This window comes from Microcystis wesenbergii NRERC-220, from assembly GCF_032027425.1.
Classification (GTDB): Bacteria; Cyanobacteriota; Cyanobacteriia; order Cyanobacteriales; family Microcystaceae; genus Microcystis; species Microcystis wesenbergii_A.
The window spans coordinates 932,563-945,625 of record NZ_JAVSJA010000001.1; the positions used below are offsets into that span (position 1 = coordinate 932,563).

The 13,063-nt window shown below is 43.3% G+C and carries 11 protein-coding genes; 4 read left to right on the top strand and 7 right to left on the bottom strand.

Translation table 11 applies throughout. The features are described 5' to 3' along the window. Positions 1-32: 32 nt before the first annotated feature. From rodA to RAM70_RS04690, 4 genes are all read right to left on the bottom strand, one after another. Entirely contained in the window at positions 33-1,313 is a 1,281-nt protein-coding gene (gene rodA / locus RAM70_RS04675) for a rod shape-determining protein RodA (protein WP_287998608.1), read from the bottom strand. A 243-nt stretch (positions 1,314-1,556) separates the two neighbouring features. Then, the gene (locus RAM70_RS04680) at positions 1,557-2,618 is read right to left on the bottom strand and encodes an Mrp/NBP35 family ATP-binding protein (protein WP_045361557.1); all 1,062 of its coding nucleotides are present in this window, start codon (positions 2,616-2,618) and stop codon (positions 1,557-1,559) included. Positions 2,619-2,903: 285 nt separating this feature from the next. Continuing rightward, positions 2,904-3,695: an MOSC domain-containing protein gene (locus RAM70_RS04685; protein ID WP_045361560.1), complete on the bottom strand. Its 792-nt coding sequence runs from the start codon at positions 3,693-3,695 to the stop codon at positions 2,904-2,906. Next, the gene (locus RAM70_RS04690) at positions 3,682-4,959 is read right to left on the bottom strand and encodes a glycosyltransferase (protein ID WP_045361563.1); all 1,278 of its coding nucleotides are present in this window, start codon (positions 4,957-4,959) and stop codon (positions 3,682-3,684) included. The genes RAM70_RS04685 and RAM70_RS04690 overlap by 14 nt, the downstream gene beginning before the upstream one ends. 166 nt (positions 4,960-5,125) lie before the next feature. On the opposite strand from RAM70_RS04690, the gene RAM70_RS04695 reads away from it, so the two are divergent. Further along, positions 5,126-6,295, top strand: a complete 1,170-nt coding sequence (locus tag RAM70_RS04695; protein ID WP_045361566.1) for a glycosyltransferase family protein — start codon at positions 5,126-5,128, stop codon at positions 6,293-6,295. 194 nt (positions 6,296-6,489) lie between these two features. On the opposite strand, the gene RAM70_RS04700 is transcribed toward RAM70_RS04695, so the two are convergent. Both RAM70_RS04700 and RAM70_RS04705 read right to left on the bottom strand, forming a co-directional pair. Beyond that, entirely contained in the window at positions 6,490-7,821 is a 1,332-nt protein-coding gene (locus RAM70_RS04700; protein WP_312672500.1) for an AtzE family amidohydrolase, read from the bottom strand. Further along, positions 7,818-7,994: a DUF4089 domain-containing protein gene (locus tag RAM70_RS04705; RefSeq protein ID WP_312672502.1), complete on the bottom strand. Its 177-nt coding sequence runs from the start codon at positions 7,992-7,994 to the stop codon at positions 7,818-7,820. The genes RAM70_RS04700 and RAM70_RS04705 overlap by 4 nt, the downstream gene beginning before the upstream one ends. Before the next feature lie 392 nt (positions 7,995-8,386). Between RAM70_RS04705 and RAM70_RS04710 the strand changes: the two genes are divergently transcribed. The 3 genes from RAM70_RS04710 to RAM70_RS04720 all read left to right on the top strand — a co-directional run bounded on the left by RAM70_RS04710 (position 8,387) and on the right by RAM70_RS04720 (position 12,351). Beyond that, positions 8,387-9,988 carry a B12-binding domain-containing radical SAM protein gene (locus RAM70_RS04710; RefSeq protein WP_312672504.1) on the top strand — a complete coding sequence of 534 codons (1,602 nt, stop codon included), beginning with the start codon at positions 8,387-8,389 and terminating at the stop codon, positions 9,986-9,988. A gap of 194 nt (positions 9,989-10,182) precedes the next feature. Beyond that, positions 10,183-11,598, top strand: coding sequence for an ABC transporter substrate-binding protein (locus tag RAM70_RS04715; RefSeq protein WP_312672506.1), 1,416 nt, complete (start codon positions 10,183-10,185; stop codon positions 11,596-11,598). Positions 11,599-11,625: 27 nt separating this feature from the next. Continuing rightward, positions 11,626-12,351, top strand: a complete 726-nt coding sequence (locus tag RAM70_RS04720) for a WecB/TagA/CpsF family glycosyltransferase (RefSeq protein ID WP_312675808.1) — start codon at positions 11,626-11,628, stop codon at positions 12,349-12,351. Between the two features lie 113 nt (positions 12,352-12,464). On the opposite strand, the gene ureG is transcribed toward RAM70_RS04720, so the two are convergent. Beyond that, a complete protein-coding gene (gene ureG, locus RAM70_RS04725) occupies positions 12,465-13,058 on the bottom strand; it encodes an urease accessory protein UreG (RefSeq protein WP_002792251.1) in 594 nt (197 codons plus the stop codon). Positions 13,059-13,063: the final 5 nt, after the last annotated feature.

Genomic DNA, 13,063 nt, shown 5'->3' on the forward strand with positions numbered 1-13,063 from the left:
TAATTACTTAAAAGACTATAAAATCGCTCTACTTAGTACAAACGCTTACGGGGTCGATAATTAGCCACGGATTCCACTAAACCCAGGGCGATAAAATTGGTTAATAAAGATGAACGTCCATAACTTAACCAGGGTAGAGGAATCCCTGTAATCGGGGCTAATCCCACGGTCATGCTAATATTAAGAATTGCCTGAAAAGCGATCATCGAGAGAACACCGATCGCTATTAAAGAACCGAAGTTTTCTTTGGCAGTATTAGCAATGACTAACAAACGCCAACAGATTAACCAGAAAGTTATTAAAACCAAAATACTGCCGACAAAACCGAATTCTTCCCCGACTACGGAGAAGATAAAATCGGTGTGTTGTTCGGGAATAAAATTTAATTGGGTTTGGGTGCCTTGGTGTAATCCCCGTCCCAATAATTCTCCCGATCCGATGGCAATGCGGGATTGAATTAATTGATAACCTCCCCCCAAAGGATTCTTTTCTGGGTCAAGAAATAGGGTTAAACGATCTTTTTGATATTCTTTTAATAAACCCCAAAAAACCTCGCCTAATTTACCCACTGCCAGATTAGTTGCCACCACGATGAAAGTAGATACAAAACGGTAGGGAAGGGTAAACCAAGCAAGGACAGCGATGATAATTGCTAAAACAATCCAAGCAGGAAAAAGTAAATTAAACAGAAAAACCGATGGGAGGGGAGATAAGAGGATAATCATCCAAGGCAGTTTCGCATTAGCCCAGTAAATCATGCCTAGGGTAATTGCCCCAAAGACTAATCCCGTCCCCAGGTCCGGCTGCGCCATAATTAACACCCAGGGGATGGCAGTGACGGCAAAGACACGAGCGATCGCAAAAAGATTATCGGCGGGACGATGATGTAGGAGGGCTGCCAGGGTGATAATTAAACCTACCTTGGCAAATTCCGACGGTTGCACGTTAAAACTGCCGATATTAATCCAACTTTGCGCCCCATTCGCCGTCACCCCTAGGACAATTACCGCAATTAGGGAGAGATTGGTGAGAAGATAGGTTAACCAGTGCCATTTCAGCAGACTTTCGTAACGACAACGGGCCAGAAATAAAGCGATCGCCACTCCCCCGGCCCCGAATAACCAGTGTTGCCACCAATCGAGAGCAGTGGTGTTCCTTTCGGCACTACGAATCATTAAACCACCGAAAACGGTTAAACCCGTCACCAAAACGAACAAAAGCCAATCAATTTGGGCTATATCCCGGAAAATGAAGCTAAACCGCTCATTAAAACCCCTTAGTTTCCTACTAATAAGGGACTGTCTTCTCACCATTTCTCTCCCCACATTTACTAACTAACTAGGGTTTGCTCAATAAATCTAAAAACATTGTTCGATAAGACTTTTAGACCTTTTTGAAATCCAAAAGTACCGGCCATTGGAGTGATCGGGGGGAAAATTTAGGGACTTTTTCCCTGAAAATGGGTAACACCCTACACCCTACACCCTGCCCCCCCGATGTCGGGGGGGTTGGGGGGGCCACACCCTGCCCCCAGGAAAAACTTTTTGCCGCAAACCCTAACTATAGGCTGCTAGGGATACTTTCGCCGCCACCTGACGAGCGATCGCTATCAGGGCTTTAGCTGAGGCCGATTCCGGTTGCCCCAAAACCACTGGTACGCCAGTATCACCGCCCTCCCGGAGGGATATCTCCAGAGGCACACATCCCAGTAAAGGAACGCCCAATTCTTGCGAGGTTTTTTCCCCACCACCGGACCCAAATAGATCATAGGAGCGATCGGGCTGATCTGGGGGGATAAAATAACTCATATTTTCCACGATACCCAAAACCCGCGCCCCTAGCTGTTGGAACATTTTTAAACCCCGACGCGCATCAATTAAAGAAACCGTCTGGGGAGTGGTGACAATCACCGCACCCGCTAGGGGGACCGATTGAATTAAAGTTAATTGTGCATCCCCGGTACCGGGAGGCATATCGACGATTAAATAGTCTAAATCGCCCCAATTGACTTGATAGAGAAACTGACGGATAATGCCGTTTAACATCGGACCGCGCCAGATTACCGGTTGATCGGGGTTGATCAAAAAGCCCATGGAAACCATTTTGATGCCATGGTTGAAAGCGGGTTCCAATATCTCGCCATTTGCGCCCTGTACCGTCACTTGTGCGTCATTTAAGCCCAACATTGTCGGGGCGTTGGGGCCGTAGATGTCCGCGTCTAATAGCCCCACTTTTGCCCCTAAATGAGCCAAGGCGACGGCGATATTGACAGCCACGGTACTTTTTCCCACACCGCCCTTACCACTGGAAACGGCGATAATATTTTTAACCCCCTCCACACCTTGGCGATCGGGTAAAGCTTTTTGTTGCGGGGTTTCGGCAGTTACGTCCACAGCGACACTTTCCACACCGGGCAGCTGTTTAACGGCTTTTTGGCAGTCTTCCACGATAAATTCGCGCAAAGGACAGGCAGGAGTGGTCAAAACTAGGGTAAAGCTGACTTTTCCGCCATCGATCGCCACATTGCGGATCATGTTCAATTCCACTAGGCTTTTTTGCAGTTCCGGATCTTGAACGGGACGTAATACTTCTAAAATCGATGCGGTATCAAGGGGCATGGTTTCAGTGTCTCTAGTCAAGTATTGTTCTTATGGTTATTTATCTTAACCTTGATGCCCGCACAGTTATCAGTGGGGAGTGGGGAGTTTTTTGCTGTGAACAGTGAACAGTAAGTAGTCGTGCAAAATTAATTTCCTAGTGAAGATAGGCAAGAGGCAAAAGGCAAAAGGCAAGAGCGGGGTTAGATATGTGTAATTAATTTTGCTTAGGTACTTAATCAGTGAACTGAAAACTCACATCTGATAACTGATAACTGATAACTGATAACTGATAACCCCATTTCCCTAGATTACGGTAATAGGATCGCCGACTTTAATTGTACCTGTCTTTTCGGGGATGACATTTTCTCCGAACATGATGCCTCCGGGGAAACTGCGAAAAGTGCTTAAGGTTTTTAAAGGTTCTTGCTGGGGATTTCTCCTACCTGTTTCTTGATCGGTGGTGGTGATAATACAGCGACTACAGGGTTTAACCAGAGCATAATTTATCTCTCCAATTGTGATCTTTTGCCAACTACTTTCGCTAAAAGCTCGATCGCTACTAATAACAAGATTAGGCCGAAAACGATTCATCGGCACCGGTGCGACTAAACGCCGATTTAAGTCCTCTAAAGAAGCAGTATTAGTTAATAAAATTGGATAACCATCGGCAAAGCTGACGGGAGTATGATCGTTCCCCGCATAGCGAGGATTCGCAGGACGTGGATAATCGGGAGATTGTCGCACTAAACGACAGGGAATGTCGAGAATTTTCTCGAACCATTCGGCGATTTCATCCCCTTGATCCATGGCTAGGGTTTGAGATTCCCAGATTTGAACCGCTCTTTTTTCTCCTGTGAAATTAGGCTGAAAAGTTAGGGAATCTTGAGATGTTTTTAGAGAAAATTTATCTCCTGTCATCGTGACAGAAACCCTGGCTAATTGCGGATATTCTCTTTGAGTGATAAATTTACCCTTGCCATCTACTAACATCATTTCCCGATCCCAGAGTAAACCTTTAGGAGTCACTTCAGCTTGGGATAATTGAATACCTCGACAGGATTTAATCGGGTAGATATAGAGATCAGTAACCTGCATTTTCTTTCAGTAGTTCTACATATTTTTTTGCCACATCTTCCCAAGTCCAGAGATTAACTCTATTGGGGATATCTTCGGGTAACAAGCGAGGAATTGGATTGAGGATAAATTGTTCTAAACAATTAGCTAAACTTTCCGCATCTCCCCTAGGATAGAATTGCACTCTTTCAGGACAATTATATAATTCCACCTGTTCTTGAAACACTTCTAAATCGGAAGCGATAACGGGAATACCTTGTAAAATGGCTTCCGCTATTGCTAATCCAAAACCTTCGTATTTTGAGGGAAATACCACACAGTAACAGGTTTGATAATAAAATTGCAAGGTTTCATAGTCTTGATAACCTAATCCCTTGAAATGACTCTGGAAAATTTCTTGATTTTCCAGATAAAGTCGGGTACATTCTTGGAGGTAATCTTGGTATTCTTGGGTTTTGGACTGTTGAGATAATTGCAAATTTCCACTAACTAGATTATCGGTTTCTTTACCAATAAAAACTATTTGAAATTTTAAACCTTGTTTCGCTAGTTTAATGGCTGCTTTGAGCAAAGTCAGATGATCTTTGTAGATACCAAAGGAGGAGGGAAAATAAAAAGTAACTAGCTCACTTTTGACTAAATCACTCTTGGGATTAGACTGCTCAACAAATCCCGCTAAGGGTACAGCTTTTAACTTACTAGCATAGGTAGCATTGGGAAAAACTTTTAAAACATCGTCTTTAGTTTTTTGGGAAATTGTGAAGAGTAGATCGGCCCGATCTAACCATTCTTTTAACGCTTCATTGTAGGGTTCTTGATAGGATTCTGAGTAAGTTAAGGGAGCAAATTGCCAAAAGACATCATAAATAATGCCACTTAAAGTAACCTTGACATTGGGAGGAGAAATCCGATTAGTCATTCCATACAAACAGTGATCAGCTTGGTAACGCTTGATAATCTGATTAATTCTTGTCTCGATGCGTAAAAGTTCAATTCTACGAGAGAAAAGACGATGAATAGAAGTCAGTCTTAGGGTTTTATAAAAATTCGCTAGAAGACCATAAAAATAGATTAATTTTGGCTCAAAACTCTGGGGATAAAAAGCAAAATCCTCGTAGATAAGTTTATCGGAATCGGGCATTAAAGACTTAAAATATTCAATGTCATTACGAGGGAGGACGATAATAATTTGTTCGACGTATTCTAATAAGCTAGGTATTAAAGAGATAATGACTCTTTCTACTCCTCCTTTGCGATAAAACACGATCGGGATGACAATTTTCATAGATTTCCTTGTCGATAGCTGGCAATAAAAAGATTGATTTTTGACTTGAACCTAATTATATGATAGGCTCGAATTGTTCTACTGAGTCGAGAAATCGAGTTAAATACAAGGAACTAAGACTCTATCACCCATCGCCCCTATTTTCCCTCGATCTTGGAGAAAAAGAGTGTCACAAGCTACTCCATCCCTACAATCTAATCTCAAACAATGGCTACGAGCCAGCGCACCTTCCCTATTTCAAATTAAACAGCGTTTGAGCGCCCGTCGTTGGCCGAAAAAATCGATCGTTATTTACACAGAAAAATATCGTCCCATGCTTCCGGCGGAAATTTGGCAACGGGGGGCCAGTGGTACACAGGCATCGGTGGCTTTTTTAGCGCAGGAATGGACGAAACGCGGCTATAAAGTGACGATTTTTGGCAATTGTGAGGGTATGGAAGGGGAACAGGACGGTATTCGCTATGTTAATTATTACCAGATGAATTGGCAGGATCACTTTGAGACATTGGTGATCTCTCGTCATCCCACCTATTGCCGTCCTGGTACCAAGGCAGAACGAATTTTTTTTGATTGGCAAGATATTAAAGTGCCAGCAGCCTCCTATACCCCCGAAATTTTGGCTAGATATGACAAAATTTTCTGTAAAAGCCAATATCAACGGGATTTACTGGATTTCTGTCCCGATCATCAATGTCCGATTGTTCCTAATGGTATTGATGCTTCCCTTTTGGCTGTAAGTGAGACGGTGCCGGAAAGTGAGTATCTTCCCTATCGTCTAGTCTATGCCTCTCGTTATTATCGCGGCTTAGAGTCAATGTTAAAGCATGGCTGGCCGATTATCAAGGCGGCAATTCCCGCAGCCGAGTTACATCTCTACTATGGTTTTACTAAACGGGATGACTATGGCGATCGCAAGGAATGGCGGGATAATTTAATCGCTTTGATTAAAGCTAGTGCGGGGGTAGTTGATCGCGGAATGATGGGTTATCGTCAACTAATCGAGGAAAAAGCGCGCTCTGCTATTCATTACTACGGTTGCACCTATCGTGAGATCGATTGTATTTCCGTGCGCGAGTCGGCAGTGGTGGGCTGTCTGCCAGTGGTGACGGATTTTGCTGTTTTTCGAGAAAAGGACTACTGTGTGAAAGTACCGGGGGAAGTAACCGATCCGGCTACTCAGGAAGCTATAGCCTGGAAAATTGTCGAATTACTGAAAAATCCCCAGCTTTTAGCCCAAGAGCGCGAAAGATGTCGTCAAATTGCCCTAACTGACACCTGGGAGCGATCGGCCGCCGCTTGGTTAGATGTGATTGAAAAGGAGTCTCCGAGCCAGTAGATTGTTTACTCAGACTAAATCCGTTAAGTATAGGCTACATATCAGGATAGGCAAAAGGCAAGAGGCAAGAGGCAACAGGAGGAATAAATAATCAGCCTTTAATAACAGTATTTGGTATCAGACTGGAAAAATGACCTTTTCGCTTAATAAGTGCCTAAATTAGGGATTTTAAGGGGAAGTAAGCCCTTGAAATCTCACTGGTGCGGGATATCTTTGAGCATTTCCTCTAAAACCATGGCTACGCTTAGGATTAAGTCTTCGCGATCGGGTGCGGCGATGATTTGTAAACCTAAAGGTAGCCGGGATGAACGTTTAATCGGCAAAGAAAGGGCAGGTAAACCGATAAAAGAAAAAGGTTGGGTGAATCTGCCTAAATTAGGTCTAATTAATAGCTCTTGCCCGTCAATAATCATTTTTTCTACTCCTAACGGCGGCGCAGTACAGGGAATTGTCGGGGTGAGGATAATATCGACTTCGGTGAAAATCTCTCGCAGACGATCGCGATACCAACGGCGAAAACGTTGAGCCTGTAAATACCAGCTAGAGGGAATTAATGCCCCTGCCAAGAAGCGATCCCGGGTTGCGGGGTCAAAATCCTCTAATCTGGTTTGTAAACGCGGTAAATGCCAATTTGCTCCTTCTGCAGCGGTAATTATATAGGCGGCTGCCCTGGCGCGGGCGGTTTCGGGAATGGTGATTTTTTTAGTCACTCCTAAACGTTCGGCGATCGCTGTCACCGCCTCGAATACTTCCGGTTCGGCTCCCTGCTGAAAATAATCGTCGGCAAGGGCTATTTTTACGCCCTCTAAGCCATTTAAAGAAGCTTTAAGGTTATTTTTGGCAAAAAGACTCCAAATAGCCGCCATATCCGCCACATTGCCGCTAAAAAATCCCGGATGGTCTAAACTACTAACGAACAAAAATAGGCCCTGACGGGATACGCGCCCAAAGGTGGGTTTTAGCCCCACCAAGCCACAGCAAGCGGCGGGAACCCTCACGGAACCATTAGTGTCGGAACCGAGGGCGAGAGGCACTAAATTAGCGGCAACGGCAGCGGCGGAACCGCCGGAGGATCCCCCCGAGACGCGACTAGGATCGCGGGGGTTGGGAGTTGCCCCATAATGGGCATTTTCGGTGACAAAACCGTAGGCGTACTCATCCATATTGGTCGCCCCCACCAAAACTGCCCCAGCTGCTTCTAGGGTTTGAATAGCGATCGCATCTTGTCCGGCGGCAGGGTGATCTCGATTGATTTTGGAACCAGCAAGGGTGACAATACCCTCAATATCAAAGAGATTTTTGACGGCGAAGGGGACTCCTGCTAAGACACCGACGGGTTCCCCATTGGCGATCGCTTGATCGATTTTTTGGGCTTGAGCGAGCGCTCTAGGCTGTAAAATGTCGGTAAAGCAATTTAAATGGCGATTTTTCGCCTCTATCACTGCCAAAGTCTGGCTAATAACTTCTAAGGCGCTAGTTTGACGATTTTGGATCGATCGAGCTAAATTGCACACAGAAATAGTCATGGTTCAAAGCTGAGGGCGCTTTCCCCGTCATCCTCTAAGGGAAATTCTGTCACTAAACTGGCGATTTCTTGCAAGCGTTGCCAGTTTTCAACCACAGAATTTAAATAGCGATAGCGAATGGTTAAATCTAGGATTTTCGCCATGATTATAACGTATTCTTCTGGATTATTCATAGATTTCGTTTTGGTTGGGGGGAAGGAGATCAAGAGTTGCTTGAAAGCGGCACTCAGGAATAAAATCGACACCTAGTTAAGCTGCTAGGATATAAGAGAAAATCTGCTGTAAATACAATAGCTATCCCTAGGGAGGAAGTATAACTTGAATTTGTTCTTGACCACCGACTCCCTAGGATCATAACCTGAGATAGTATCCTAGAACTGTATATTGAGATATTTTCCTGCCCTTCACCCCCCGATTAAATTAAACTTATATATGACCAAAAACAAGAGGTAACAAGTCTCCCCTTTCAAGAGAATGAAAATTAAAAGCTACTGAAGACTACTGGTAGTCACTGATAACTGATAACTGATAACTGATAACTGATAACTGATAACTGATAACTGAAATGACCATCTTACAAGACGAAAAACTCCTCTTTACTCCCGCAATCCCTAACGGTGATGCCATTAGAACTATTTTTGCTTTTCCTAATCAGTATTCCGTCGGTATAACCAGTTTAGGTTATCAAATTGTTTGGGCAACTTTAGCCCTGCGATCGGATATACAAGTTAGTCGTTTATTTACGGATTTTCAAGAATCTTTACCCCGTTATCCCGAATTAGTTGGCTTTTCCTTTTCCTGGGAATTGGACTATGTTAATATCCTCTCGCTGTTAGAATCTTTAGAAATTCCTTGCCACAGTCATCAACGGCAAGATCAGCAAGCGATAATTTTCGGAGGTGGGCCAGTTTTAACTGCTAATCCCGAACCTTTTGCCGCTTTTTTTGATGTAATTTTATTGGGAGATGGTGAAAATTTAATTGCTGATTTTATTAATGCGTATCAAGAGGTTAGAAATGCTGATCGCCCGACAAAACTCCGTCATTTAGCCCAGGTTCCGGGGGTGTATGTTCCTAGTTTATATACGGTTAATTATGATAGTCCTGAAGGTGAAATTACGGCAATTCTACCCATAGATAATAATGTTCCCGCCTTTGTTAGTAAACAAACCTATCGCAGTAATACCCTTTCAGCTTCTACGGTGGTAACAAAACAAGCGGCATGGGAGAATATTTATATGGTAGAGGTGGTGCGAAGTTGTCCAGAAATGTGCCGTTTTTGTTTAGCTAGTTATCTAACTTTACCCTTTCGTACCGCTAGTTTAGAATCCCTGATTCCCGCCATTGAAAAAGGTTTAAAAGTGACTGATCGCCTTGGTTTATTAGGTGCTTCCGTCAGCCAACATCCTGAATTTGACACCTTACTCGATTATCTTTTTCAACCACAATTTGAGGGAGTTAGACTCTCGATCGCTTCAGTTAGAACTAATACCGTCACGGAAAAATTAGCCAGAATTTTATCCCAAAGAGACACCAAATCAATTACTATTGCCGTAGAAAGTGGTTCTGATCGCCTACGAGAAATTATCAACAAAAAGTTAGTCAATGATGAAATTATCCAAGCTGCCATTAATGCCAAAGCGGGCGGTTTAAAAGGGATAAAACTCTATGGTATGGTGGGAATACCGGGAGAAGAAACCGAAGATATTGCGGCGACTGTGGAAATGTTAACAGCATTAAAAAAAGCCGCCTCTGGACTGCGAATCTCTTTCGGTTGCAGCACCTTTGTGCCTAAATCTCATACTCCTTTTCAGTGGTTTGGAGTGAATAAAATGGCCGAAAAAAGATTAAAATATCTAGAGAAACAATTAGGTAAACAGGGCATAGAATTTCGACCAGAGAGTTATAATTGGTCGGTGATTCAAGCCCTATTATCTAGAGGTGATCGCCGCTTAACTTCCCTGTTAGAATTAACCCGTGGCTACGGTGATTCTTTAGGCAGTTATAAACGGGCTTTTAAGGAACTAAAAGGACAAATTCCCCCTCTAGATTATTATGTTCATCAACAATGGCGTTTAGAACAGGTTTTACCCTGGAGTCATTTACACGGTCCTTTATCCTCAAATGTTTTGGTAAAACATTTAGAACAATCCCAAACAAAAAGGTAAAGTATCCCTAATAAGCTAAGACGCATTTAAACAATGTCTTGACTATCAGACCCGAAATGAGGTATTCTATCAAGGTAGATCGGATATTGGTGTCATTCAGACTTGGATTGGCCCTATTAAAAACAAAAAAAATGCTACTTTTATTAACTATAAATCTCGATTAAACCATTAATTTAATCTTAGTTGATCAGCCCATGAGCCAGAAAAATGAGACCGTTCCCCTGCTTTTAGCCCTGCTGATTACCCTAGTATTTTTGGGGGCAGGTGGTTGGTGGTTATACAATCGTTTTCAAGGAAAAAATAGCCCAACCAATCTTTCTGAAATCGAGAAAATATCACCAGAGCAAAAATCGGTATCGGCACAAGCAAAATTTAGTCAAGGGGAAAACTTATTAATAGTTGAAGGGGCTTCTTCTGACAAACAAGCTGCTATACAGGCAATCGGAAAAGGAGACTTTCAGCAAGCAGTTTTCCTCCTAGAAAAATCCCTGCGAGCTAATCAAAATGATCCGGAAGCTCTCATCTACTTAAATAACGCCCGTATTGCTCAAGCTAAGTCCTATACTATCGCCGTTTCCGTGCCAATTGGTAGCAATGTCAACACCGCCCTAGAAGTTTTACGAGGAGTTGCCCAATCTCAAAATCAAATCAATCAAGCTGGAGGAATTAATGGCACTCCTTTAAAAGTTCTCATTGCCGATGATGCTGATAATCCCGCAATTGCCGCTCAAATTGCCCAAAAATTAGCGGCTGATAACAGCATTTTAGGAGTAGTAGGACACACTAGCAGTGACACCTCTTTAGCGGCGGCTGCTATCTATCAAAAAGCAGGATTAGTAATGATTTCCCCCATCAGTACCTCAGTTAAACTCTCCAATTTTGGTGACTATATCTTTCGTTCTGTTCCCAGTGATTTTGTGGCGGCACGGGCATTAGCCGAATCTAGCTTGCAAAAAATTCCTAACGTCAAGGCAGTGGTATTTTTTAACTCCCAAAGTAATTATAGTCAATCCCTAAAATCTGAATTTATCACCGCTTTAGGATTAGGAGGAGGTCAAGTGGTGAGTGAATTTGATCTATCTTCCCTCACTTTTACCCCTTCTAAAAGCCTCCAACAAGCTCAACAGGAGGGAGCAAATCTAATCGCCCTTCTTGGGGATAGTGGAACCCTAGATAAGGCTTTACAGGTGGTTCAGATCAATGGTCAAAAATTACCGATTGTGGCGGGTGATGACGTTTATAGCCCCAAAACTCTGGAGGTAGGCGGAAAAAAGGCCTTGGGCATGGTTGTCGCTATCGCTTGGCATTTGGGGGCTAATCCGAACAGTCCTTTTGTGAATAATTCCCGCCAATTGTGGCAAGGAGACGTAAATTGGCGCACTGCTACCGCCTATGACGCTACCCAGGCTTTAATCGCTGGCATTAAGGCAGAATCTAGCCGAGAGGGAGTTCAACAGTCGTTAAGAAGCAGTGATTTTTCTGTCCCCGGGGCGACTAATCCCGTGCGATTTTTACCGTCTGGCGATCGCAATCAATCCGTGCAATTAGTGGTAGTTAAACCCGGTTCTCGTTCTAGTTTTGGGGTAGATTTTGTGCCAATTTCTCGATAAAATGACAACTAAATCAAGATGACTTATATGTTAGAAACTCCCCCTAAATATTCAGTTCTCGGTTTACCGGTTCATCTCCTCGATAACTACAGTCGTTGGCTAATCGATCGCCTCTATCAAGGTTTTGGTTCCCACGTTGTCACTCTCAATGCAGAAATGGCAATGTTAGGAGAAAATGATGCTAAAGTAGCCCAAGTTATTCGGGAAGCAGATTTAGTTATTCCCGACGGTGCGGGGATTGTTATTTACTTAAAATTAAGGGGCAGAAAACAAACCCGCTGCCCCGGTATTGAATTATCAGAATCCTTAATTACTGAGTTAGGAATGCAGGGAGAGAGTTTTCCTATTGCTTTTTTTGGTGGTAAACCGGGGATTACGGAACAAGCGGCAAGTAATTGGCAAAAAAAGATCCCTAATATCCGTATTCTGGCTAACCACGGTTATCTATCCTCCCAGGAAATGTCCGATTGGATTCAGGTATTAAAAGATCAACAACCGCGGTTAATTTTAGTTGGTTTGGGAGTACCCCGACAAGAATATTGGATTAGGGAACATCGCCATCTCTGTCCCCAAGCTATCTGGGTAGGGGTGGGGGGTAGTTTTGATATCTGGTCCGGGACAAAAATCCGCGCCCCTCGCTTTTTCTGTGACAATAATTTAGAGTGGTTGTATCGACTCTATCAGGAACCTTGGCGCTGGAAAAGAATGTTAGCTTTACCTAAATTTTTCTGGCGCTCTCTTTTTTATTCCTAGTAATAAGTACCTAAGCAAAATTAATTACACATATCTAACCACCTCTTGCCTCTTGCCTTTTGCCTTTTTGCCTTTCTTCACTAGGAAATTTATTTTGCACGACTACTTAGTTATTATAAATTCTTTTCGATAAAGGCAATCACTCGCTCTAATCCTTCCCGTGTTTTCAAGTTGGTGAAGATAAAGGGTTTATCTCCGCGCATCTTTTTGGCATCTCTATCCATCACTCCTAAATCTGCCCCCACCATCGGGGCTAAATCTATTTTATTAATTACCAATAAATCCGATTTGGTGATACCCGGTCCACCTTTGCGAGGAATTTTATCTCCGGCTGCCACGTCAATCACATAGATGGTTAAATCTACTAATTCCGGGCTAAAGGTTGCCGCTAAATTGTCGCCACCACTTTCCAGAAAAATTAACTTTAAGTTAGCAAATTTTCTCTCTAACTGTTCAATGGCAACTAAGTTAATTGAGGCATCCTCGCGAATAGCTGTATGGGGACATCCTCCCGTTTCTACTCCTAAAATTCTTTCCGGGGCTAAAGCTTGCGATCGCACTAAAAATTGGGCATCTTCTTGAGTATAAATGTCATTGGTGACTACGGCGATCGGATATTGATCCCGCAAATTTTTACACAGGGCATCGAGCAGGGCTGTTTTTCCTGAACCCACCGGACCGGCAATTCCCACGCGCAAGCAAGACATAGTTT